Origin of the sequence: Paenibacillus glycanilyticus NBRC 16618 (assembly GCF_004000805.1) — a bacterium.
Lineage (GTDB): Bacteria > Bacillota > Bacilli > Paenibacillales > Paenibacillaceae > Pristimantibacillus > Pristimantibacillus glycanilyticus.
Map to the genome: position 1 here is coordinate 30,519 of NZ_BILY01000027.1, position 24,382 is coordinate 54,900.

Consider the following 24,382-nt stretch of genomic DNA (forward strand, 5'->3'; position numbering starts at 1 on the left):
GCTACACGAACCGGAAAGGCTCCGTATTTATGGAGGAATGAACAGCTTTTGTCTCATATTTCCGTTCCGACAGCTGTTGATTCAGCCAGTCGGCCACACGCTGCTTCATGATTTTCTCGACATTATGACCTGGATCAATAATGGAAAGACCGTCCGCAAGCGCGTCATGAGCGGTATGATAATCGACGTCCCCCGTGATGAGCACATCCGCTCCGGCAAATTGCGCATGACGGGTGTAACGCCCGCCTGAGCCGCCTAAAACGGCTGCTTTCTTAATGACTCGGTTCGGGTCGCCAACAAGTCTAACATACGGCACCTCGAACACTTCCTTTACCTTTTCGACCAGTTCGCCAAGGGTGACAGGCTGCTCCAGCTTTCCGCTGCGGCCAAGGCCAAAGGATCTGCCCTTCAGATCAACCGAGTACAGGTCATAGGCTACTTCTTCGTAAGGATGCGCCTTCAGCATGGCCTGCACCACCTTGCGGTGAACGCTGTGCGGAACAATCGTTTCAATGCGAATTTCCTTCGCTTTTTCCAATTGTCCTTGCTTGCCTATAAACGGATTCGTGCCTTCTCCGGGAAGGAAAGTTCCCGTCCCTTCGATATTAAAGCTGCAGTGGCTGTAATCGCCGATATGGCCGGCTCCCGCCTGGAACATTGCTTGAAGCACCTTTTCATGCTGCTCCTCCGGAACAAAAACAACCAGCTTATAGAGCTTATCCGTGTGCACCTCTTCGAGACATTGGCGGCCTTCCGCCTTAATGCCAACCAGGTCTGCCATCCAATCGTTAATGCCGCCGTCAGCCACATCCAGATTGGTGTGCGAGATATAGACCGCGATATCATTTTTGATCAGCTTCTCGTACAGCCTTCCTGCCGGAGTTGAGGTATCCAGCTTCGCCAAAGGACGGTATATGATGGCATGATGCGCGATAATAAGCTCCGCTCCGGCAGCGATGGCCTCATCGACAACTTCATCCGTCACATCCAGCGCTACAATGATTTTCCGGATTTCCTTGTTCAACGTTCCAAGCTGCAGTCCGATTTTATCATTCTCGACCGCATAATGCTTTGGTGCAAGCTGCTCCATTAGTTGGATGACGGTCTGCCCGTTTGCAAACATTGAAGCACCTCCTCGATTACATTCATTTCCTCACGGAATTGCTGCTTCTTCTGCTCCGCTTGCTCGAGATCGGATTGGGACATCTGAGCTACAATCTTGCCAAGCTTATCGAGCTCAAGACGCCACTTTTTGAAGAAGACATCCTGCGGCGCACGAAGCAGATGCGGCCCCATCCTTTCCAGAATCGCAGCACCTTTCTCTTGATAAGCAGGCAGTGCAAGGAAAGAGGGGTCGTAAACTTCGGAATTTCGCTTCCTCGATTTGGCCTCATCATATTTGAAGGCATGCAGCACTTCGTAAATTTTATCGTCTTCCTCCAGAATGGACTCCTCCGCAAGGAACCAATCGCGCTTCAATAACCAGCCTCGCACAAACTCTTCGCCGACATTAGGCTGGAGAATCAATTCCTTTACCCCATCCAGCTTTCCGGCTAAATAACCTTCTTCCAAAATGCTGCTCATTAAGCTGCCGCCCATGCCCGCAATCGTTACCGTATCGGTCTCCCCAGGCTGCAGGACGGACAACCCGTCCCCGCGGCGGACTTGAAGCTTGCCGGTAAGGCCCGCATCCGCGGCTTGCTTACGCGCCGCCTCAAACGGACCGGGATTTAGCTCTCCCGCAATGGCAGAGGGAACTCGGCCGGATTGGATCAAATAAACCGGAAGCAGCGCGTGGTCGGAACCGATATCCGCTATGCGCGAGCCCGGCGTTACAAAGTCTGCGATTCTTTGCAGACGTCTCGATAATTTCAACATTAAGCAACCCACACCATCCATTGTTTTCGCATAAAGAACAACAGCCCGCCGCCCACAGCAATCTTCAAGAGCAATTGAAGCTGCAGCTGCAGCATAACCGGTTCTTTCCATACAATCATTTCGTATAACTCCGGCACAAACCATAAAATCGCGCATGCCGCGAATAAAACCATAGCAGCCTGCTTGGACCAACGGTGGACAAACCAGCTTGCCCAGCCGAACAGAACCGAAAGCGGCATCCAATAGAGCTGCGATTCATACCACTCCGGCGCGCTCGTAAACTTGGCTAGCAGCCATGCATATACCATTATTCCCGCAAGCCAGCCGCAAAGATGCAGCAGCTGGATTCTTGCCGCGATTCCGTACACCACCCAGAACAGCGCGCAAAAACCAAGCATCCCTGCCTTCCAGCCCCATTCCGTCATCTCGTGCAAATCCAATATGTATAGGCCGGCGCCAAGCATTAACAGCATACCCGCGCCGGTTACAGCAAGCCCGGCTGACTCATGGCGTCTTCTCAAACGGGCGCCAAACCACAGCAGACCAATGACGCCAACGGCCGAAACCCCAATTTGCAATAGAGGGTGAAAAACGTTAAAATAAAGCACAACAAAGGAAATAAAGGTAAAAAAACCAAATGTAAGGAGCCAATGTTTGCCTGAAGCCTGTTGAACGGCCATTACCGCCTTGGCTATCGAATGATTGGATTCACGCCTTACTTCCTGATCATGATCCATATACAAGTTAAGCAGAAAATCACAATATTGATCCGGCAGCAATTTGCTCCTGCTCCAGTGCTCAATTTCTCTGACGATAATCTGGCGTCGCTCTTCATTCATATGCCTTATGTTATCCTCTCAGGTAGAATGACGATAGGTTCAATTGGAAAAAAAGACCTTGCTGCAAGAGCAGAAAGGTCCTTATCGGTTAATGCTATCTTATTCTAGGAAATCTTTAAGCCGTTTGCTGCGGCTTGGGTGACGGAGCTTGCGGAGTGCTTTCGCTTCGATCTGACGAATCCGTTCACGGGTTACGCCGAATACTTTGCCAACCTCTTCGAGGGTGCGAGTGCGGCCGTCGTCAAGTCCAAAACGCAGACGGAGTACATTTTCCTCACGCTCTGTCAATGTATCAAGCACATCTTCCAACTGCTCCTTAAGTAGCTCGTAAGCCGCCGCGTCAGCAGGTGCAAGTGCTTCTTGATCCTCAATAAAATCGCCAAGATGCGAATCGTCTTCTTCACCGATCGGTGTTTCGAGCGATACCGGCTCTTGAGCAATCTTCATAATTTCCCTTACTTTATCGGTACTGAGTTCCATCTCCGCAGCGATTTCTTCCGGGGTCGGTTCGCGCCCAAGCTCTTGAAGGAGCTGTCTCGAGACCCGGATCAGCTTGTTGATCGTTTCGACCATATGAACCGGAATCCGAATGGTACGCGCTTGGTCCGCAATGGCGCGCGTAATCGCTTGGCGAATCCACCAGGTTGCGTACGTACTGAACTTAAAGCCTTTTTGATGGTCGAACTTCTCTACCGCTTTAATCAGACCCATGTTGCCTTCCTGAATCAAATCAAGGAACAGCATGCCGCGGCCAACGTAGCGTTTCGCGATACTGACAACGAGACGAAGGTTCGCTTCCGCAAGTCTGCGCTTCGCTTCCTCATCCCCGTTTTCGATCCGTCTTGCCAGTTCGATTTCATCATCCGCCGACAGGAGCGGAACACGGCCGATTTCTTTCAAATACATGCGTACAGGGTCATTAATTTTGATCCCTGGTGGCAGAGCCAAGTCATCGTCGAAGTTGAAATCATCCTGCTCGCGATCCGAGTCCTCACCGCGGTTAAGCGGATCACGATCCTCGTCTCTTTCGTTTAATACCTCAATTCCTAAATCGTCAAGCTGTTCGAAAAACTCATCGATTTGCTCCGGATCCTGATCAAACGGCGATAATTTCTCCATAATCTCTTTATAAGTTAAGGAGGCTCTCTTCTTCCCCTGTTCAATCAATTGTTCCTTCACTAAATCCAATTTTTGTTCGGCATCTAGTTCAGTATGCTGATCATTCGCCATATTCCGACTCCCTCCTCCCTAGAACCGATCGTCAAGTCGTTCCTTTTAGCTGTCTCTCTAGGGTTATAATCTCACTTAACATTTGCGCGGCGAGCAGATGATCTCCGGCGCGTTCCGCCTGCATCATTTCCTCTTTTTTTCGGTCGATCTCCCGGAACCTAGGTACTTTGATAATGTCCTGAATATCGGCTTCCAAAATTGCATCGTCAAAAGGAAAATCTCCGTCCATCATCAGAATGGCTGCAGCCGTTCTCTCCAGACGTTCGTCTTGGAGCGAGGCGATAAACCTCCCGGCATCCGGATCATAGCCCTGCGCATAAAATGCGTATAAATAAGCAGCAAGCGCTGCGTGATCCTCAATATTGAACGCGTCTCCCAGCTTTTCATGGACGGTCTGCGCCACATCCCTGTCGCGCATCATCACATGAAGCAGCCTCCGCTCTACATACGTATAAGCAGGCATTAGCACGGGAGGCCCCGATCTTCGGCGATTTTCATTCCTACCATTATTCCACGAATTGTCGTTATTATCCCTTCCGGGTTTCTTTTTTTGCAATTCTTGATGCTTTAAGTGACAATCCTGCTTTAATACCTCTAATGGGAAATTAAATTCGCGCGAAAGCTCTTGCAGGTAAACCTCGCGTTCAATAGCCGAATCAAGCTCTGCCACAATTCCGGCGGCTTCAAGCAAGTAATTTTTCCGACCTTCTTCTTTTAGCAGTATATGGTTTTTTCTTGAATATATAAGCTTAAATTTTGTAGTTGTGACAGGCTGATCAATGACTTCCCGAAGAAAATCATCCGGACCGTATTCGGTAATATATTCATCCGGATCCTTTCCTTTCGGAAGCATGGCCACCATCACTCTAAGCCCTGCTCCTTCGAGCATCGGAATAGACTTCATGGCGGCTGCTTGTCCGGCGTCATCACCGTCGTAACAGATCACAATTTCTTCAGCCTGCCTTGCAAGAATGCTGCAATGCTCCTCCGTCAAGGCCGTTCCCATTGTGGCAATCCCGTTCTTTACGCCCGCACTCCAAGATTTAATGACATCCATATACCCTTCGAATAAAACAACTTGCTTGCTCTTGCGGATGGCAGGTCGCGCATGATGCAGATTGTAAATCGTGCGGCTTTTCGTAAACAGCATCGTTTCCGGTGAGTTCAAATATTTCGGCTGGCCTTCACCGATTATTCGTCCCGCAAACGCCGTTACTTTGCCGTCCCGATCCCAAATCGGAAACATGATTCGTCCCCGAAACCGGTCCACATATCCGCTTCCGTCTGATTTCGCGGATAGCAGCCCGCCTTTCTCCATTAAGGAGGGATCGAAATTTCTGGCTGTCAAGAACCGGCTTAGCGTATCCCACTGTTCCGGCGCGTAACCGATCATAAAATGATTGATCAGTTTGTCGCCAAGCCCGCGATCGCGCAAATAATCTTTGGCGGCACGGCCATGCTGCGTATTGTTCAACAGATAGTTGTACAGCTTTGCAGTCAGCTCATGCGCTTCAAGAACAGCGCTGCGTTCCGTATCGGCCGCCGTTGGCTTCGAGCCGTCCGGATTGGCCCAGGTAACAGGTATGCCTGCCTCTTCGGCAAGCACTCGGACCGCTTCTGGAAAGGTGTAGCTTTCAATCTCTTCCACGAACCGGATCACGTTGCCCGTCTTGCCGCAGCCGTAGCAGTGAAAAATCTGCAGCTCCGGCGTCACGGTGAAGGAAGGCGTCTTCTCCGAGTGGAAGGGACAAAGCCCTTTCATATACTTGCCGTTCTTAGAGAGATGAACGTATTTGCTCACCGTATCTACGATGTCATGATGACGGCGTACCGCCTCAATAACGTCATCCGGTATTTTACCGTAGGTCATTATCCATCACCTTCATCCTAATGACACGTAAATAATATTCGCTAAATGTCATGTTTCTCCTGCAAGTTTGATAAAACTTTTGTCAACTTTTGTTGAAAACGCTCCCGATCCTCATGATTCATGGCTTTTGGGCCTTTCGTTTTACCCCCGGCACGCCTTCTTTTCGCAGATTCATGACGCCGCTCCATCAAATAATCGATGTTCTCGTCCGAATACTGTTCGCCGCGCGGAGACAAGACGACCGCCCCTTTTCCGATTGCAATACATGCCAGACCGAAATCCTGCGTAATCACGATATCGCCTTTGGCTATATGATTGACGATATACAAGTCGACCGATTGGCTGCTCCGGTCGACCTGCACAACCGAAACACCTTCCTGCGGCTCAAGCCGATGGTCATAGGAAGATACCATGACAACCGGGACGCGGAAGCTGCGTGCGGTCCGAGCAATTTCGGTCTTAACGGGACAAGCGTCGCCGTCAACGACGACTGTCGGTTGATTAAGCTCCATCACGCATCACCGCTTATTGTTGTATATTTCAATTACCGTACTATTATATACGGCAATACTTCAAAAAAATCCTGCATTTTGGCTTAAACGCCGCGAAAATGCTCCATAATCAGACTCGCCGTTTCTTCCACCGCGCGATGCGATACATCGATGACGACGCAGCCGATTTGTTTCATAATCGCTTCCGCGTATTCAAGCTCCTTCAAAATCCGTTCTTCCGCGGCATATGACGCGCTGTTCGGCAAACCAAGCGCCTTGAGCCTTTCCTTCCGGATCGTATTCAAGTACGGAACGCCAATCGTCAAGCCGATAATCCTTTCGGCCGGGACATTGAACAGTTCCTTGGGCGGCTTGATTTCCGGAACGAGCGGAATATTGGCTACCTTGTATTTTTGATGCGCCAGATACATGGACAGCGGCGTCTTCGACGTCCGCGATACGCCGATCAGTACGATATCCGCCTTCAGGACGCCGGAAGGGTCCTTGGCATCATCGTAACGCACCGCAAATTCAACGGCATCCACCTTGCGGAAGTAATCCGCGTCAAGAACATGGTTAAGGCCAGGCTCCTGACGCGAATGACGTCCGGTCTGCCGCTCGAGGCTTTCGATCAGCGAGCCAAGCAGATCAATGGCTTCCACTTGATGCTCCCTGGCCAGGTTCTTCATCGCTTCCCGCAAATGCGGGATGACCAGCGTATAGAGAACGATGGCGCCCGACAGCTTGGCTTGCAGAACAAACCGCTCCAGAGTGGGCACGTCCATGACAAACGGCGCGCGGCGAATGTCCGTCTGAACCGGATGGAACTGCGCTACCGCAGCCCTTACGACGAGTTCTCCGGTATCCCCCGCAGCGTCGGATACAACGTAAATAATCACTTCAGCTGAACCTGCCATAATCATCATCCCTTCCCTCTATGGATTGACGACAATGATACATTGACGAGTGCAACCTGGATTACCAGACCAGCTTCGAGAAGTCGGCAATAGCCGTAATGTCGTCCGCGATAAGCGAAAGGGTTGCCAGACGGTTGCTGCGCACGGCGTCATCCTTGGCCATAACCATTACCGAATCGAAATAGGCGTTGATCGCCTGCTTAAGCGAAGACAAATTAGCAAGCGCGGAAGCAATATCTCCCTCGGCGACAGCTGCCGCAACCGCTGGATGGGCTTTTTGCCATTGCTCGTAAAGAGCACCCTCTGCCTCTACTTCGAACAGAGCCGGATCCACTGCACGCGACTCCGCTTTGGAAGCCAGGTTGCATACCCGGTTGAAGGCATCGATCGTCAGCTTGAACTCGCTGCGCTCATTGCCGGATGCCAGTTCGTTAATCAGTGCCGCCCGTTCAACGGTAATACGCAAATCATTAAAGCCGGTTGCCATAACTGCATCAACGACGTCATAACGGTTAGCTTGCTCCGACAGAACATTCTTCACGCGAAGCGCAAAGAAGTCGTTCAAATCTTTACGAATCTCGTCCGCGCCGCGTTTCATTCCGCGTGCTTCATGCACCTGGAGCGCTGCGTCAAACAGGTCTGTCAGCTTCAGATCGAGACCTTGAGCCAGAATGATCTGAACGATGCCCGATGCCTGACGGCGCAGGGCATAAGGATCCTGCGAACCTGTCGGAATGATGCCGATGGAGAAACAGCCCGCGATAGTATCCATCTTGTCGGCAAGGCTTACGATGGCGCCTACAAGGGATGCCGGCGCACGGTCGCCTGCAAAGCGAGGTTGATAATGCTCATTGATCGCTTTCGCTACCGCTTCGCTTTCTCCTGCCTTGCGGGCGTAATCTTCGCCCATAATGCCTTGCAGCTCAGGGAATTCGTATACCATCTGAGTAACGAGGTCGAACTTGCAAATATCCGCCGCTCGGCTTGCTGCCGAAGCCGCGTCTGTGTCTACACCAAGTTTTGCGGCAATCAGATCGGTTGTCGCGCGGATTCTTCTAACCTTGTCCGCAACCGTACCCAGCTCTTCGTGATAAACGATATTTTCAAGCTTCGCAAGCGCATCGTTAATCGCAAGCTTCTGATCTTCCTCGTAGAAGAATTTCGCGTCGGAAAGACGGGCGCGGAGAACCTTCTCATTGCCCTTCGCAACGTTGTCGATCGAAGTCCGGTCGCCGTTGCGCACCGTTACGAAGAACGGCTGCAGCTGGCCTTCCGCATTCAATACCGGGAAGTAGCGCTGATGCTCGCGCATCGACGTGATAAGAACCTCTTGCGGGATATTGAGGAATGCAGGATCAAATGTCCCATATAATACGTTCGGATACTCGACCAGGAATAAGACCTCTTCGAGCAAATCTTCTTTAATCGCGATTTCCCAGTTCTTCTCTTTGGCCAGCTCTTCAATTTGAGCCACGATCAACTGCTCGCGTTCTTCAACGTCAACGATGACATGCTGCTCGCGCAGACGCTCTTTATAATCCGCGGGAGAGGCCACTACCGTCTCTTCGCCAAGGAAGCGATGGCCGCGGGATACGTTGCCGCTCTTCACGTTCGTAATCTCAACCGGAATAATATCCTGGCCGAACAAAGCGATAATCCATTTGATAGGACGCACGAACTTCAGTTCATAGCTGCCCCAGCGCATGTTTTTCGGGAAGGACATCGATGTGATCAGGTTTGTCAGCCCTTCCGGCAATACGGACGCCGTTTCCGTGCCTACGCTGCTTTTGTTCGCATACACGTACTCTACGCCGGCAAGCTCCTGGAAAAAGAACTGCTCCGGCTCAACGCCTTGGCTGCGCGCGAATCCAAGCGCCGCTTTGCTCCAGTTGCCTTGATCATCAAGGGCGATTTTACGCGAAGGACCTTTAACCTGTTCGTTTACGTCTTCCTGTTTCTCGGCTACGCCTTTTGCATACAGGGCCAGACGGCGAGGCGTCGCGAACACTTCAACCGAATCGTAAGGAATACGCGAATCGTCGAACCATTTGACCGCTTTCTCCTTCAATTGGTTCATGGCGCCGCGCACGAAACGCGCCGGTACTTCCTCAAGCCCGATCTCCAGCAATAAATCCTTAGCCATTGTTCTCCACTCCTTTCTTCAGCAGAGGGAAGCCGAGACGTTCCCGCTCCTCCAGATAAGTCGCTGCGCAAGCGCGCGCCAGATTACGGACGCGCATAATGTAGCCCGTACGTTCCGTTACGCTGATCGCGCCGCGTGCGTCCAGCAGGTTAAACGTATGGGAGCATTTCAGCACGTAATCGTAAGCCGGGAATACGAGGTTATGCTCCATCGTTTTTTTCGCTTCTTCCTCATACATGTTGAACAGCTGGAACAACATCGCGGAATCGGAAGTTTCAAACGTATATTTCGAATGCTCGAACTCCGGCTGCAGGAAGACGTCTCCGTAAGTTACGCCGTCTACCCATTCCAGATCAAACACATTCTCTTTTTCTTGAATGTACGAAGCCAGACGCTCCATACCGTACGTAATTTCGACCGCAACCGGGTTAGCATCGATGCCGCCGACTTGCTGGAAGTACGTAAACTGGGTAATTTCCATGCCGTTCAGCCATACTTCCCAGCCAAGGCCCCATGCGCCCAAAGTCGGCGATTCCCAGTTGTCTTCAACAAAGCGGATATCGTGATGCTTCGGATCGATTCCAAGACGCTTCAAGCTCTCCAGATACAGCTCTTGGATGTTGTCCGGAGATGGCTTCAGGATAACCTGGAATTGATGATGCTGGTACAACCGGTTCGGGTTCTCGCCGTAACGGCCGTCGGCAGGACGGCGGGAAGGCTCGACGTAAGCTACGTTCCATGGCTCAGGGCCAATCGTGCGGAGGAAGGTCATCGGGTTCATCGTTCCCGCACCCTTCTCGACATCGTACGGCTGTACGAGAATACAGTTTTGCTCTGCCCAGAACTGCTGCAGAGTCAATATCATGTTTTGAAAATTCATGACAATTTCCGCTCCTTTATCCATTAGTATGGCGAAGGCGAGACACAAAAAGCTCTCGTCTCTACGCCTGCTGCCAGACGTAGGGACGAGAGCTGACTCCCGCGGTTCCACCCTACTTGACTTCCGCTTGCCGCTGCTCATTCCGGCAGCGTGCGAAAATCCTCTTTTCGTTAATTGACTCCGGAGTGCCTTTTCGCATGTTTAGCCTGCCCGGGCTTCCACTATCCCCGGATCGCTAGCTCAAGGCATCAACTGCTACTTTCTCCATCACTGTCCATATTCATATTCAAATATATTAAACATTTTTAATGCCGTTGTCAAACCAGTTATTAGGCACTAATGCCCAGGCACTTCCGTAGCGTTCAGTTCCGCTTTTACGGGATGACCAATCAGATCCTTCATGGAGGCCTTCCCCATGAACAAGACGCTCTCAAGCGTAAGCACGGCAGGAATAATCGAACGCATAAACGCAAATGAAATCGAGCTTGAGAGCATGCCGACGATTTTATCCATGACATCCTGCGGAATCTGGGCTCTCGACATGCGTAGAGACCCCCCCATTTCCTTCCAATTGAACATGATTAATTTCACAGGAAAACAAAAACGGCGTGCTCGGTCTGGGGACCGATCACGCTGTTTATTCGAATGAATATTTGTCCATTTGATCAAGAAATGTTCTGGATTTCAGCGGAATGCCGATGTGGACGTCCATAAGCTCCCGCATCAGCTTCTTCAGTTCTTTTTTCGTCTCCGGTTTCACCTGAATAGCCCCAAGACGCCTCAAGTCCATCCGGCTGAACAGCCGCAGAAGCTTATAAGCCCCTTCCCCCATCGGGATCGCCTGGGCATCGTTTCTTGCGCATCTGGGGCACAATACGCCGCCAGCGTGAGGACTTAACCGGAACGGTCCCTGCTCGCTGCTGCAATTGACGCAAATCTCCAGCTCCGGAGCATAACCCGCAGCCTCTAATATGCGCATCTCGAACAGATGCGATACGATTTGCGGATCTTTGCCTTCCTCCATTGCGGCATACCCCGCCTTCAGCTGTTCGAACAACATGGCACCGGATTCGTCTTCCTGTAGCATCTTGTCCGTCAGTTCTGCCAAATAAGAGGCGTAAGCCGCCAAATCGAGCTTTTCACGTAAAAGATGGTGAGATTCAAGAATCTCACCAGCATTAAGCGTACCTAAACCTTTATTCCGGAAAAATACGAACTCACCATATGTAAATGGCTGCGCGAGAGAAGCATGCCTGCTCTTCACCTTCTTCGCGCCGCGCACCATTACGCCAAGCTTTCCGTTTGTTTTCGTAAGCAGCGTAATTATTTTGTTGCCTTCCCCATAATCCATGCTGCGGATGACAATGCCCTCCACACGATATAGCATACTACCTTCTCCCCCATGCTTGATTCAAGGCAGTCTGCAGGGTAATCCATTAAAGGGCAGACGAATCCTCGAACTCAGCAGCAAGCTCCTCATTGTCTCCCGGCAAATGTTGAGGATGATTCTCTGGACCAAGTTGATCCATTTCCTTGTAGAGCATGTATGACTCCACATCACCGGTCAATGTAAAATACTTCCACGAAAAATTTCGCATTCGTATTCATCCCTTTCCGCCATGGAAATGAAGCCCCAGACGGTAATTAGGATACGGCATTTTACCGAATGCTATCCTTAACAAAATTCGTCAATCCGGCTTAATCATGCCGGAAGCCGAAGTCCTTCAATACGCGCTCCTGATTGCGCCAATCCTTCTTCACCTTGACCCAAAGCTCCAGGAAAGTGCGGGATCCAAGCAAAGCTTCGATATCGCGGCGGGCCTGCTTGCCGACTTCCTTCAGCAAAGCACCCTTTTTGCCGATAATAATGCCCTTTTGGGAATCCCGCTCCACGAAAATAACCGCTCCGATATAAACAACGCCATTCTCCTGCACTCTCATATCCTCGATGCCAACAGCAATGGAGTGCGGAATTTCTTCACGGGTCATATGCAAAATCTTCTCGCGGATAAGCTCCGCGCAGACGAATTGCTCCGGATGGTCGGTGACCTGATCGGCCGGATAATATTGCGGGCCTTCAGGCAAATATTTCTGGATCTGCGTAAGCAGCGTCTCGACGTTGTTGCCTTGAAGCGCCGAAATCGGCACTATTTCCGCAAACGGATACAGATCCTTGTATTGGGTGATAATTTCTAGAAGCTTCTCAGGCTGCACCTTGTCAATCTTGTTCATGACAAGAAGTACGGGCGTATCCACCTTTTTCAGCTGCTCGATGATAAAGCGGTCACCGCCGCCTAGTCCGTCTGCAACGTCAATCAGGAAGAGAACGGCCTCAACCTCTTTTAGAGCGCCTTCAGCGGTTTTCATCATATAGTCGCCAAGCTTGGACTGCGGTTTATGAATACCGGGCGTATCAAGGAAAACGATCTGCGATGTATCGGTTGTGTACACGCCATGGATTTTATTCCGAGTCGTTTGGGGCTTGTCCGACATAATGGCGATTTTCTGCCCGATTAAATGATTCATTAGCGTGGATTTGCCGACATTCGGACGACCGATAATCGCCACGAATCCGGAACGGAATTTCGTTTGAGTCATGTGAATAGTTAACTTCCTTTCTCTAATGAAGCCGGTGTAAATGCACCCGGCAGCAGCTCGCTTACCGTCATAATGTTCCAGTCGCCGCGCAGATTGCCCATAACAACCGGCATATCCGGCTTGCATAGCTCCACCAGTACCTGGCGGCATACTCCGCAAGGGGTAATGGGTCCGTCCGTATCCCCCATGACGGCTATGACCTGGAATTCTCCAGGCCGCCTGCCATCGGCGATTGCGCGGAACAACGCCGTTCTCTCGGCGCAATTGCAAGGGCTGTACGCGGCATTCTCCACGTTGCAGCCGGAGTGGACATGGCCGCTTTCATCCAGCAGCGCTGCGCCTACGCGAAAATTGGAGTACGGCACGTATGCCCGCGACATGGCCTCCTTCGCTGCTTCAAGCAAGTTCGAATACTGCTCCGATAATCCTTCGAATGCCATAAGCCTCAACTCCTATTCTTTCTATTAATCCATGAGAAAATGCCATAAGGGCGGCCCAAGAATGAGCAGCCCAATCATTATCGCGCAGCATGCGGCAACCAGCACGGCACCGGCAGCAATATCCTTTGCCGCTTTAGCAAGCGGGTGAATGCCGGGACTAGACAGGTCAACGGTTTTTTCGATCGCCGTATTCACCATTTCCAGCGTGAACACAACAGATATCGTTAACAGAAGCACCGCCCATTCCAGCCGGGTCAGGGGCAGGAACGCCCCTAACAGACACACGGCAACGGCTGCCGCCGTGTGAATCTTCATATGACGCTGAGACCGGACAGCCAAGACAATTCCCGAACAAGCAAAGGACAGGCTGCGGATAAACTTCAGCATTAACGCGACAGACCTGCCTTCTGCAGAACGGCTTCCTGTTTAGCCGTCATTTCGGCTTCGCCCGCGTCGTCCATATGATCATAACCGAGCAAATGAAGGAATCCATGCACAAAGAGGAAGCCGATCTCCCGCTCCAGGGAGTGGCCGTAATCCTCGCTTTGCTCCTGCGCTTTCTCAACCGAGATCACGATATCGCCAAGCATGCCGGAGATGGGATCAATCTCATCCTCGCTCTCCACCTCGAAAATAATATCGAGCTCTTCCGTTCCGTCATCCTGCATCGCGAAGGACAAAACATCCGTAGGGCGGTCGATATTGCGGTATTCGCGGTTAAGCTGGTGAATCTGCTCGTTGTCGGTAAAGGTCAACGTCACTTCGCCATCCGTCAGCCCTTCCATTTCGCCGGCAATCTGCAGAAGCTGCTCCAGCCTCTCGACCCATTGATCGGGAATCTCCATTTTGTCTTGTTCGTTGCTCCAGTCCAATTGCAAGCTCATGCTTCGTTAACGCTCCTTTGGTTTTACGTCTTCCGGGTATTCAATCCGCGAGTGGAATATGCCAATAACGCTCTCTTTCAAAGAATGGGCGATCTTGTCGAGCTCCTTCATGGTCAGGTCGCACTCATTATATTGATTGTCATCTACGCGGCTTTTAATAATCTTCTGGATCATCGCTTCCACCTGTTCGACCGTAGGGCTTCGCAGGCTGCGGACAGCCGCCTCCACGCAATCGGCAAGACCAACGATTGCCGCTTCCTTCGATTGCGCTTTCGGACCCGGATAACGGTAGTCATCCTCCGTGAAATTCACGGTTAGCCCCTGCTCCTCCGCTTGCTTAATTGCTTTGAAGTAGAAGAACTTCAAGGAGGTTGTGCCATGATGCTGCTCCGCTATATCCCGGATCGGCTTCGGAATATTCTGCGCCTTCAGCATATCGACGCCGTCGCGGGCGTGGGCGACAATGATCGACTTGCTCAGCTTAGGCTCGATGGTATCGTGCGGGTTTTCCATATTCGTCTGATTCTCGATAAAATAGCTTGGCCGTTTCGTCTTGCCGATATCGTGATAATAAGAACCTACGCGGCAAAGCAGGCCGTCTGCTCCGATAGATTCGGCAGCCGCTTCGGCAAGATTGCCTACCATTACGCTGTGATGGTACGTTCCCGGCGTCTCCGTAAGCAGCTTGCGCAGCAGCGGATGATTCGGATTGGACAGCTCTACGAGCTTCAGCGCGGACAATATGCCAAACGTAATTTCAAAGAATGGCATAAGCCCGATAACGAGAATCGCCGTTAATAGTCCGCTTGCGAACGCAAAAGCAAGAGAATACACGAGCGGCCCCTGCTCTAACTGCTCCTTCAGGAACATCAGCGACAATACGGCCAGCGAACCAAACAAGCTGACCATAATGCCCGCCTTAAGGATGGTAGACCGCTGGCTTGCCCGGTGAATCGAGAATATTGCCGCCAGGGAAACGACGATAATAACAAATCCGTATTGGTAGTCGAAAATTTGACCGGTTTGCGTATTTAGTATAATACTTCCGCAAAGCGCGAACAAAACAGAGCTGATCAGCGCCAGATGCACATCCAGCAGCAGCGTAATCAGCATCGTGCCAAGCGCAGCCGGAGCCAAATAACCGGCATAAGGCGCGGAATCGGTCTGCGTAAGGGAGATAACCTGCATCGTAATAATATTAATCAGATAAATGAGCCACAGCATCAGCAGATGAGTATTGCTGTAGCTTGGCTTGGTCGTGTCGTTGCTTCCGTATTGGTGTATATATGTATACAGGCCAACCACGATCATGACGGACATCAGCAGCAGTCCAAGCTGCGGCCAATAATTGCGCTTGTCCTGCAGAAGCTCGGATTCCTTCAGCAGCTCATACATCTCGGGCGTGATGATCTCGCCCTTTTTCACGATGAGATCGCCTTCTTTGATGACAACCTGCGGCGTGTTCTGCTTCGCGAGAATTTTGGCTTCATCGGTTGCCTGCTGGTCGAGGAACCGGTTCGGCATTATCGTAAAACGTGCCAGCTCCTGCACAATTTCGCGGCTGGTACGGTTGGTCAGCGAGCTTGCGTTCACCAGCTCCGCAACCTTCGTGCGCGCCGTTTCCGCATCGCGAAGCTGCTCGCTCATCAGCTTGCGCACAACATCCTGCCCGACGGAGCGCATCTCCTCCAGCTGATCCAGGGTCAGATTCGGGAGCTTGTAGAACGTCTCTTCCGGAATCGTATATACCTGCTCCTTGATTACCTTCGACATCTCTTCGAGTAGCGAGTCGTTGTACTTGCCGGTGCCCATATTCATTTTGACGAAATTATCGACAAACGCATCATATTTGCCGGGAATCTCATTCCGGTAAATTTCAACCTTGTTCTGTACCGTCACCTGATCATCCAGATTCAGCTGCTCAATCCGAATAAAAATTTGATCGATCAGCTGTTCGTTGCGCAGAGCAACATTGGAATAGATGGAATCGATCTTATTCGCAGCCTGTTCCTGCGCTTCCAGCGTAGCCTTGCTGTCGAATATCTGATGCGGGGCTGCTATATCCTTGTCGCTAGGGGCATCCACCTGGATATCGTAAGTTTCGGGTACCAGATGGGGAGCCAGACTGAAATAAAACAGCAGCACAAACAAAAATAAGAGCAGGGCTCGCACTGCTGTGCTCTGCTTCCAGCCAGCCGATTTTGTCTGTTGAAGGTTAATTTGTTTTCCGGCCTGAGTCTGATTCATCGAGCGGACATTCCTCTCTATGCTTTGTTTTCAGCGTCCCAGTTGTATGCCACGATTATTTTCTGAACCAAGGAATGGCGAACGACGTCCTGCTCGGAAAAATGAATAAAACCAATTTCCTCAATATCTCTCAAAATGCGCTGCGCTTCGATAAGCCCGGAGTTTTTGCCCCGCGGCAAATCAATCTGCGTCACGTCGCCCGTAATCACCATTTTCGAGCCAAAGCCGAGCCTTGTCAGGAACATTTTCATTTGCTCCGGGGTCGTGTTTTGCGCTTCGTCCAAAATAATAAACGAATCATCGAGCGTGCGTCCGCGCATGTAAGCCAGCGGAGCGATCTCGATGGTTCCGCGCTCAAACGCCTTTGTCGTCTGATCAGGACCCAATACGTCATGCAGAGCGTCATAGAGCGGGCGCAAATAAGGATCTACCTTTTCTTGCAGGTCGCCTGGCAGGAAGCCCAGATTTTCGCCGGCTTCAACCGCAGGACGGGTCAACATTATTTTTTTAACAGAGCCTTCCTTAAGCGCCGCTACGGCGAGAACAACCGCAAGATAGGTTTTGCCGGTACCGGCAGGGCCAATCCCGAATACGATGTCCTGCTTCTTGATTGTCTTCACGTAGTGCCGCTGTCCGATCGTCTTCACGCGAATCGGCTTGCCTCTGTAAGTCGTCGTAATTTCAGCTTTAAGCAAATCGAGCAATTCTTCCGCTTGCATGCTGCGCGCAAGATCAAGCGCATAAGTAATGTCTCTCTCGGACGGAGTGTATCCGCCGCGGACAAGCTGTAGCAGCACGTTATACAACTGCTCTAGCGATTCCACCTCTTGTGCCCGGCCGGAAATCACAATCTCCGCGTCTCGGGACGACAGAGTCGCCTCCATCTGCTGCTGCACTAGCTTTAGATACTTATCTTGGGGACCAAATACGGCCAAGCCCTCTACTGCATTTTGGAGCGGAATTTTGACTACTTTTGCTTCACTCTGCAACAACCTCATTCTCCTTGCATCTGGACTAGTGGCATCTCTTCTACGATTGATTGCTCCACTTCAAAAAGAACTTTCATATAAACTTTACCATTGTCCGTCTTTTCATGCAAAACAATTTCCTTTAATATAACCGCATCATTGCCTGCTTTCAGCATGACATCGGCCTTCGCCTGGAGCATTCCGTTGTTTTTCGCTTCCTCTTCGGTCAGCTCCCTCTCGTCGGTGCGGACCTCCATAATCGTTTTCTTAAGCCGTCCGAACGGCAGCTTCAAACCGCGCCATGTCGCCTGTTCCTCCACCAAAACGTTTTCGGATGTATCAAACGGATTTTTCCCGTACCCGCTCACTTGCAGCGCACGGCTTCCTATTACCGCGTACCATTTCGTTTTCTTCTCGCCCGTGTATACTTTGACCTCCTGCGTCAGGGGGGAAGCCACGTTAAATTCATACCATACGAGGCCGCGCACCTTGCCTTTCGCCACAACCGACTGCGTATACGCACCGCCTCCGATCGTTCCCGAAATTAAGGTCTGGCCCTTCTTGACTTTCATGTTTTTCTTGACGACGGGGCGTCCCTTCTCTGTATAGATTTCCGTTATTACCGCGTCGTTCGAAGCAACCAAATGCCGCGGATTCTGAAGCTCTGCCTTTTCCGCTTCCGTGGATTCCACGACCTGAATAACGATCCTTGTCCCTTTTTTCTCTACGCCAACCCAGGTTGTTCCAGGAAGATCGGTTACCAATTCCTTGGATAACAGATCTTTATCCTTAAGCTTGAACGACCATTGCATCGGAAAGATTCCTTCCTTCTTGGCAGCGGTCAGAATCTGTTCCTCGGTCAGCTTGACATTCCCTTTCACTTCAATGGACCAGACAAGGGAAGAAAGCAAATAGATGCCCACAAAAAACAGGCCGATCCCGATCGCGAAAAATTTTCTTTTCTCAAAGCGGACCAGCCAGAAGGGCATCCCTTCCCGCTTGACGACATGCGCCCTGCAGCCTGTTTCCTTCAGAAACGGGCGAAGACGGAAAAAATCGCCTACCGACAGCTCGAATTCCAGCTTCCCACCGCTTGTCCAACGAATGGAAGACAGCTCGAGCCCCCCTTCGAGAGCCCTGTTCACAAGCCGTTCAGGTTGTCCGCCCCTGATATGCACCGTAACGACACCGCGTACCCACTGCAGCCATTGACCCGCCATGCTTATCCCTCCTGATCCCTAACTTCGATACTTTTAATTTGACCCTCTATGAATACCTCTTCCGTCCAGATCGTACGTATGACAAGCGAGGTTCCCGTTACTTCCAGCTCGCCTTTGCTTAAGGCAAGTCTCAGCTTATCGCTGGAGAAATGAAGCACGCCGCGGTGATTCTCGATATAAAGCTGCCGGTCGCCGATCATCGTCATGCGGGGCAGATCATAGACCACATCCTGCGGCAAATCCAATATATCGGCAGTCCATTTTCGAAATTTACGGTTTATACGGCCCATAGCTGATCCATTGTCCCCCTCCGCCGCGCGAGTGCACATTATTGTACTGTACCAAAATATGCGACGTTGGAACGATTTATGAGATATATGGAGGAGCGTTGCGATAAAAAAACAGCCGGGCAGCGATGCATGATCGCATCGTTACCCGGCTGTTACGGTTTTTAGTTCTATTTGCCGAATGGGCGCTTGGAACGCGGAGGACCTAAAATTTCGGCCCATACGACCGCTTTGCGCAGCTCGTCGGCTTTGGGATTCGGCGTTTCGGTATGGCTAGTTGCAGCTGGAGCCGCTGTCGCCTGAGGCTTGTTAGCCGCTGCAAGCCGCGCTCGAGGCGGTTCCGCCGGCCGGCTTGGTGCCGCCTGAATCGCCCGCTCCAGCGTTTGCGGCCTGTTGACTTCCCCAGAGCTTCCCCTTTCTCCTTGAAGGGGGGAGCCAGCCATTACGGGCTTCTGAGGCTGATATTCCTCTTCATCCTCTTCTTCCCATACCAGATCTTGACGACGTTCCGGCCTATGCGGCTCGCGCTCGTTGCTTCCTCCAAAGCTCGGCATCCGGTTCGTACGCTTCTTGGCGCCCGAACGCCCGAACATCGAGAAGAGCACCCCGCCCACCACGATCACCCAATAGATGTTCTCGAGAAGAAAACTTATAATTTTCACGCCAGCACCTCCTTGCTAGACACGGCTTAAGCGCCTTAGTTGTCTTTATCGTTAGGAGTGTCCGGCTTGCCAATCGTATTTCTCATTTGGGTATCGGCTTCAATATTCTTAAGGTTCATGTAATCCATTACGCCGATTTTACCGGATTTCAAAGCGTCCGCCATCGCGAGCGGCACTTGGGATTCGGATTCCACGACCTTCGCGCGCATCTCTACGACGCGGGCCTTCATCTCTTGTTCCTGCGCTACGGCCATCGCGCGGCGCTCTTCGGCTTTCGCCTGCGCAATCCGCTTGTCTGCTTCAGCCTGCTCGGTTTGCAGATGCGCGCCGATGTTTTTGCCTACGTCTACGTCCGCGATATCGATGGACAGGATTTCGAAGGCCGTACCTGCGTCAAGACCTTTGCCAAGCACGGTACGGGAGATCATGTCCGGGTTTTCGAGTACGTCTTTATGCGAATTGGAAGAACCAACCGTCGTAACGATACCTTCGCCGACGCGGGCGATAATCGTCTCTTCGCCGGCACCGCCGACGAGGCGTTCGATATTAGCGCGTACCGTCACGCGGGCTTTAACCTTCACTTCGATGCCGTCTTTTGCTACCGCGGCTACGATAGGCGTCTCAATTACGCGCGGATTTACGCTCATTTGCACGGCTTGCAGTACATCGCGGCCCGCGAGGTCAATGGCTGCGGCGCGCTCGAAGACAAGCGGAATGTTCGCGCGCTGTGCTGCAATCAAGGCGTTAACGACACGGTCAACATTACCGCCGGCGAGAAAGTGACTCTCCAGCTGATTAATCGTAAGCCCTAGACCGGCCTTTGTCGCCTTAATCAGCGGGTTCACGATCCGGCTAGGCGTTACGCGGCGAAGGCGCATTGCAACAAGCGTAATAATGCCGATCCGTACGCCCGATGCCAGAGCGGAAATCCACAGCATAATCGGGAAGAAGCTGAGGAATACCGATAGGGCAATAATCGCAACCACTACAATAATTAAAACAGATACCATTCCGTCCATTGGGTATAACCCTCCATGTCATTTTTTTCTTATTATCCTACAGGACCTCTCTTACCACAACCCAAGTCCCTTCGGTTTTTATTACTTTTACCGTCTTGCCTGAAGCGATAAATTCGCCGGAAGTCACAACGTCAATCCGGTTATCCCCAATCTGGATCGTGCCTGCCGGGCGGAGCGGCGTTATCGCAATCCCCTCTTGGCCTAGCAGATCCTCCTTGGTTTCGGCGGATAAATAACCTTGCTCGGTCGTCAGCTTCTCGCGCAAAATAAATTTGTTCCAGATCCCCCGGTCTTTGTATTTGCGGACTACAAAGTACAGGATTACGGCCGCTGCCACCAAAGCGATAACGAGCGAAATAAATGCCGTCATCGGATTTGAAGCCGCTGTCAACACGCCGGCGATCAGCGAGGCGCTGCCGAGAATGCCGAGAATTCCCCAGCTAGGCACAAAGACCTCGATCAACAACAGAGCAATGCCGACAATGAAGAGCACAACGGACTCCATCCCCGCAAACCCCGCAATGTAATGGCCGAAGAAATACAGGCCGAACGACAATATGCCTACAATGCCCGGAACTCCAAAGCCCGGCACGAACAGCTCGATCGCAATACCGGCAATGCCCAAGATAAATAACACGGTCATGACGATCGGATTTACCAGCCAGGAAGCAAGCTTCTCCGCAATCGAAGGATTAAGCTCGATTCGCTCCCGGTTTTCAAGCCCCAGCCATTTGATCGCGTCATCCACGGACTCCGCTTTGTATTCGGCATAGCCGACTTTAAGCGCTTCATCGGCAGTCAAGGTCAGAATCTGGCCGGACTGCTTCACCTGTTTCAAATCCGGAAGAGGTAATGTCGCGCCTGGATCCACCATCGCGGCGGCAATATCCGGGTCACGTCCGTTTAGCTCAGCCGCCTCCCTCATCGTCTTCACCCAGAAGGAAACGACCTTCGGGTTGTCGATAAGTTCGCCGGAGCCGTTAACGACTGCCGCTGCGCCAATCGTGCTCCCGGGTTCCATTACAATGTTTTGCGCATTAAGCGCAATATAAGTCCCTGCCGAAACCGCTTTACCTTCTACGTAAGCAGTGGTAGGAACGCTGCTTTTGCGGATTAGCTCGCCAATCTCCTCGGCGCTGGTTACCTCTCCGCCAAACGTATTGATCACCAGAATGACTCTCTCCGCTTTTGCTTCGGCCGCTTCCTTGTATGCCCGCTCCAAAAACGATTTAAGTCCGGACTCCACCGTTTGCTTCACCGGCACAACGTACACCGCGGGACCAAGCTCTGACCCTTCCGCTCCATGCGCGGCTTTACCGCCGGTTGCCAGCCCTCCTGCCGTAACCAGCAGCATCGAAACAAGCATCAGAAGAGGCCAAATGACAGCTGCAATGCGCCATCGTTTCGTTTGCAAAGTGTCGCTCCTCCTTTTCAATCAGTAACCGTTAATACGCTTATATGAACATTATGTTTCAAAATTGTCATAAATAAAGCAAAAACACCCCTCGAAAGGGGTGTTTTCGTCCGAACATATAGTTATTGCAGAAATTGTTGTACATATTGATTTACTAGTTTACCATCAGCGCGCCCTTTTGTTTTTGGCAAAAGCGCACCCATGACTTTTCCCATCTCGGCTTTGGAAGAAGCACCGAGTTCCTGGATGGTCTGCGTTACAATCGCTTTTATCTCTTCTTCGGTCAGCTGTACGGGAAGGTATTGACTAATAATTTCAATTTCTGCTGAAAGATCTGTAACCAGATCATCTCGGCCGGCTTTGCTAAATTCTTGGAGGGAATCTTTACGTTGTTTGATTTCACGACTAAGTATATCTACCACTTCAGCATCCTCGAGAGGACGCTTCAAATCAATTTCCAAATTTTTTATAGCCGCACGAATCATGCGAATCGTAGTCAGCTTGAACTTGTCCTGATTCTTCATGGCTTGCTTCATATCGTCGTTCAATCTATCGCTCAGGTTCATTATGGAAGGATCCTCCTAAAACTTTCTCTTACGCGCAGCCTCGGACTTCTTCTTGCGCTTTACACTTGGCTTTTCATAATGCTTGCGTTTTTTCACCTCTGCCAAAACACCATCTTTAGCGATGGAACGTTTAAAGCGGCGAAGCGCAGCATCAATAGTTTCGTTTTTGCGAACTTTAGTTTCAGACACCAGTTTTCCCTCCCTCCGAAACAGACCGTCCAGAGCATTAAACATAAACACGGTTTATCACACTTCATTATAAGACAAAACAAAATGAAGTGTCAACTTACACTATTTCCTACTAGTGCACCTAGCTTCTCCCCGCCCAATAAATGGATGTGGAGATGATAAACAACCTGTCCGCCGTCGCTGTTCACATTATTAATCAGCCGGTAACCCGACTCGGCAATTCCTTGCTGCTTCGCGATTTCCCGAGCAGCCGCAAACAATTCCGCAATGACCGGTCCATCCTCTTCGGCAACATCGTTCATCGTAGGAATATGCTTTTTGGGAATAATCAATATATGTACAGGAGCCGCGGGCTGAATATCTTTAAACGCAATGACGTTCTCGGATTCAAACACTTTCGTCGAAGGAATGGAGCCTTCGATAATTTTGCAAAAAATACAGTCCAAATATGCCCCTCCCTTCATTCCATACTATGCCAATAATTATAACAAACAAATGGCATGCTCGTCCAATCGGAGGATGCCGGCCGGAACGCAAACGCGCTCCTGAGCCGGATATAGCCCTTTACTCTTAGTAAAATGGCAATAGCGACAATGCGAGGAGCCCGGCCAGCGGCAATACCTGGCGGTAGAAGCGTCCTCTCGGGTAGTAAGGGTAAGGATATAGACCGGGGTACGGCAAAAATGCTCTGCTGTCCCAGCCCATGGACCCGCTGCACGGGACTGCCAGACATATATACTGGTCATCCACGTATTCAACGATGCCGTCGATACACCATCCGTCATGTGTCTGCGCGAGCACATAGCGGTGGGTATGCGCGGAGCAGTGATCCTTCAGCGATTGGGTCTGCGGCGCCGTTACCGACGCCTGCACGGCCGGTGCCTGATTCTCTGCCTTTGCTGGAGCAATCGTAGCCGGCTTGGACGCAGCCGGCTTCACCTCTGTCAATTTCCCTTTTTCCTTCTTGCTTTTCTCCATCCTTGTCAGCCTCCCGTCTGCTACTATCGTATGCAGAACTGGGCTTTTGGCTACTGGGCGGACAATTTCATGCTAGATTGCTCTTCGATAGATTGCTCCAGCTGCTTGGCAATATCGAGCCATCCGATTCCCGCCCCAATCTGAATCGCTCCGCTGCGCGTTTTGTCCGCGTCGACGTTAAACTGCTTGACGATCGCCAGCTGCTTCGAATAGAGATCCTGCAATGCTTTCAAGTACGCGGATTCCTGCGCTGTAAGCGGTCCGTCCTGCTCTTTTATGTAAGATAGGGAATGATCAACGTCGATCATATAAGCATAGATTTTGCCGGAATCAAAGGGATGATCCTCATCAAAGCTGCCCGCTAGCTGCAAGAAATCATTCACGCCGGCCGCATCGCGGATCACAGTGCCCGCCTCTGACGTTTTCCCTTCCAGAATAGCAGCCGCATCATCAAGCACAGCCTCATAATAAGAGGTTGCTTTCTTAGCGGCTCCGATTACATCCAACCCTTTCTCGTACTTGTCATCCTGGCCGCCCTGCAGCGATTGCGAGTATAGAAACACGTTGCCCGTAAGGCTGAATACAAGCAGCAATAAAGTGATCGGCATTGCGTAAGACCGTTTCTTTGATTGTTCCTTATCCTGTTCCATCTCTTGTTCATC

At 51.2% G+C, this 24,382-nt stretch carries 28 protein-coding genes; all 28 read right to left on the reverse strand.

Annotated features, from left to right (window positions below):
• Position 1 precedes the first annotated feature (1 nt).
• Positions 2 to 1,123, reverse strand: coding sequence for a Nif3-like dinuclear metal center hexameric protein (locus PGL01S_RS20185; protein WP_127496380.1), 1,122 nt, complete (start codon positions 1,121 to 1,123; stop codon positions 2 to 4).
• Positions 1,090 to 1,878, reverse strand: a complete 789-nt coding sequence (locus PGL01S_RS20190) for a tRNA (adenine(22)-N(1))-methyltransferase (protein WP_127496381.1) — start codon at positions 1,876 to 1,878, stop codon at positions 1,090 to 1,092. The genes PGL01S_RS20185 and PGL01S_RS20190 overlap by 34 nt, the downstream gene beginning before the upstream one ends.
• Positions 1,878 to 2,717: a hypothetical protein gene (locus PGL01S_RS20195; RefSeq protein ID WP_127496382.1), complete on the reverse strand. Its 840-nt coding sequence runs from the start codon at positions 2,715 to 2,717 to the stop codon at positions 1,878 to 1,880. The genes PGL01S_RS20190 and PGL01S_RS20195 overlap by 1 nt, the downstream gene beginning before the upstream one ends.
• Before the next feature lie 99 nt (positions 2,718 to 2,816).
• Entirely contained in the window at positions 2,817 to 3,947 is a 1,131-nt protein-coding gene (rpoD, locus tag PGL01S_RS20200; protein ID WP_127496383.1) for an RNA polymerase sigma factor RpoD, read from the reverse strand.
• Positions 3,948 to 3,978: 31 nt separating this feature from the next.
• Positions 3,979 to 5,817: a DNA primase gene (dnaG, locus tag PGL01S_RS20205; RefSeq protein ID WP_127496384.1), complete on the reverse strand. Its 1,839-nt coding sequence runs from the start codon at positions 5,815 to 5,817 to the stop codon at positions 3,979 to 3,981.
• A 41-nt stretch (positions 5,818 to 5,858) separates the two neighbouring features.
• Positions 5,859 to 6,329 carry a YaiI/YqxD family protein gene (locus PGL01S_RS20210; protein WP_127496385.1) on the reverse strand — a complete coding sequence of 157 codons (471 nt, stop codon included), beginning with the start codon at positions 6,327 to 6,329 and terminating at the stop codon, positions 5,859 to 5,861.
• An 83-nt stretch (positions 6,330 to 6,412) separates the two neighbouring features.
• Positions 6,413 to 7,225 (reverse strand): pyruvate, water dikinase regulatory protein, encoded by an 813-nt coding sequence (locus PGL01S_RS20215; protein ID WP_127496386.1) that lies wholly within the window; start codon positions 7,223 to 7,225, stop codon positions 6,413 to 6,415.
• 61 nt (positions 7,226 to 7,286) lie between these two features.
• Positions 7,287 to 9,368 carry a glycine--tRNA ligase subunit beta gene (gene glyS, locus PGL01S_RS20220; protein ID WP_127496387.1) on the reverse strand — a complete coding sequence of 694 codons (2,082 nt, stop codon included), beginning with the start codon at positions 9,366 to 9,368 and terminating at the stop codon, positions 7,287 to 7,289.
• A complete protein-coding gene (gene glyQ, locus PGL01S_RS20225; RefSeq protein ID WP_127496388.1) occupies positions 9,361 to 10,248 on the reverse strand; it encodes a glycine--tRNA ligase subunit alpha in 888 nt (295 codons plus the stop codon). Before glyQ ends, glyS begins: the two co-directional genes overlap by 8 nt.
• Positions 10,249 to 10,584: 336 nt before the next feature.
• Entirely contained in the window at positions 10,585 to 10,791 is a 207-nt protein-coding gene (locus PGL01S_RS20230; RefSeq protein WP_127496389.1) for a hypothetical protein, read from the reverse strand.
• A gap of 94 nt (positions 10,792 to 10,885) precedes the next feature.
• Entirely contained in the window at positions 10,886 to 11,635 is a 750-nt protein-coding gene (gene recO, locus PGL01S_RS20235; RefSeq protein ID WP_127496390.1) for a DNA repair protein RecO, read from the reverse strand.
• 49 nt (positions 11,636 to 11,684) lie between these two features.
• Complete coding sequence (locus tag PGL01S_RS20240) at positions 11,685 to 11,846, reverse strand: YqzL family protein (RefSeq protein WP_091188858.1); 162 nt, start codon at positions 11,844 to 11,846, stop codon at positions 11,685 to 11,687.
• A gap of 100 nt (positions 11,847 to 11,946) precedes the next feature.
• Positions 11,947 to 12,846: a GTPase Era gene (era, locus tag PGL01S_RS20245; RefSeq protein WP_127496391.1), complete on the reverse strand. Its 900-nt coding sequence runs from the start codon at positions 12,844 to 12,846 to the stop codon at positions 11,947 to 11,949.
• An 8-nt stretch (positions 12,847 to 12,854) separates the two neighbouring features.
• On the reverse strand, positions 12,855 to 13,286 hold the full coding sequence (cdd, locus tag PGL01S_RS20250) for a cytidine deaminase (protein WP_127496392.1): 432 nt from the start codon (positions 13,284 to 13,286) through the stop codon (positions 12,855 to 12,857).
• 24 nt (positions 13,287 to 13,310) lie between these two features.
• Entirely contained in the window at positions 13,311 to 13,673 is a 363-nt protein-coding gene (locus tag PGL01S_RS20255) for a diacylglycerol kinase family protein (protein ID WP_127496393.1), read from the reverse strand.
• Positions 13,673 to 14,170 carry an rRNA maturation RNase YbeY gene (gene ybeY / locus PGL01S_RS20260; RefSeq protein ID WP_127496394.1) on the reverse strand — a complete coding sequence of 166 codons (498 nt, stop codon included), beginning with the start codon at positions 14,168 to 14,170 and terminating at the stop codon, positions 13,673 to 13,675. The genes PGL01S_RS20255 and ybeY overlap by 1 nt, the downstream gene beginning before the upstream one ends.
• 6 nt (positions 14,171 to 14,176) lie before the next feature.
• Positions 14,177 to 16,417 (reverse strand): HD family phosphohydrolase, encoded by a 2,241-nt coding sequence (locus tag PGL01S_RS20265; RefSeq protein ID WP_127496395.1) that lies wholly within the window; start codon positions 16,415 to 16,417, stop codon positions 14,177 to 14,179.
• A gap of 17 nt (positions 16,418 to 16,434) precedes the next feature.
• Entirely contained in the window at positions 16,435 to 17,415 is a 981-nt protein-coding gene (locus PGL01S_RS20270; protein WP_127496396.1) for a PhoH family protein, read from the reverse strand.
• Positions 17,412 to 18,605 carry a sporulation protein YqfD gene (gene yqfD, locus PGL01S_RS20275; protein ID WP_127496397.1) on the reverse strand — a complete coding sequence of 398 codons (1,194 nt, stop codon included), beginning with the start codon at positions 18,603 to 18,605 and terminating at the stop codon, positions 17,412 to 17,414. The genes PGL01S_RS20270 and yqfD overlap by 4 nt, the downstream gene beginning before the upstream one ends.
• 2 nt (positions 18,606 to 18,607) lie before the next feature.
• Positions 18,608 to 18,895, reverse strand: a complete 288-nt coding sequence (gene yqfC / locus PGL01S_RS20280; RefSeq protein ID WP_015843829.1) for a sporulation protein YqfC — start codon at positions 18,893 to 18,895, stop codon at positions 18,608 to 18,610.
• Between the two features lie 167 nt (positions 18,896 to 19,062).
• A complete protein-coding gene (locus PGL01S_RS20285; protein ID WP_127496398.1) occupies positions 19,063 to 19,554 on the reverse strand; it encodes a YqfB family membrane protein in 492 nt (163 codons plus the stop codon).
• A gap of 35 nt (positions 19,555 to 19,589) precedes the next feature.
• Positions 19,590 to 20,573 (reverse strand): flotillin-like protein FloA, encoded by a 984-nt coding sequence (gene floA, locus PGL01S_RS20290; protein WP_127496399.1) that lies wholly within the window; start codon positions 20,571 to 20,573, stop codon positions 19,590 to 19,592.
• Between the two features lie 37 nt (positions 20,574 to 20,610).
• The gene (locus PGL01S_RS20295; protein WP_127496400.1) at positions 20,611 to 21,987 is read right to left on the reverse strand and encodes an NfeD family protein; all 1,377 of its coding nucleotides are present in this window, start codon (positions 21,985 to 21,987) and stop codon (positions 20,611 to 20,613) included.
• 122 nt (positions 21,988 to 22,109) lie between these two features.
• Complete coding sequence (locus tag PGL01S_RS20300) at positions 22,110 to 22,553, reverse strand: GatB/YqeY domain-containing protein (RefSeq protein ID WP_127496401.1); 444 nt, start codon at positions 22,551 to 22,553, stop codon at positions 22,110 to 22,112.
• A 15-nt stretch (positions 22,554 to 22,568) separates the two neighbouring features.
• Positions 22,569 to 22,742, reverse strand: coding sequence for a 30S ribosomal protein S21 (gene rpsU / locus PGL01S_RS20305; RefSeq protein ID WP_005547957.1), 174 nt, complete (start codon positions 22,740 to 22,742; stop codon positions 22,569 to 22,571).
• Between the two features lie 92 nt (positions 22,743 to 22,834).
• Positions 22,835 to 23,188: a histidine triad nucleotide-binding protein gene (locus tag PGL01S_RS20310; protein WP_127496402.1), complete on the reverse strand. Its 354-nt coding sequence runs from the start codon at positions 23,186 to 23,188 to the stop codon at positions 22,835 to 22,837.
• A gap of 124 nt (positions 23,189 to 23,312) precedes the next feature.
• Complete coding sequence (locus tag PGL01S_RS20315) at positions 23,313 to 23,720, reverse strand: hypothetical protein (protein ID WP_244935676.1); 408 nt, start codon at positions 23,718 to 23,720, stop codon at positions 23,313 to 23,315.
• Between the two features lie 50 nt (positions 23,721 to 23,770).
• On the reverse strand, positions 23,771 to 24,370 hold the full coding sequence (locus PGL01S_RS20320) for a hypothetical protein (protein WP_127496403.1): 600 nt from the start codon (positions 24,368 to 24,370) through the stop codon (positions 23,771 to 23,773).
• Positions 24,371 to 24,382 lie beyond the last annotated feature (12 nt).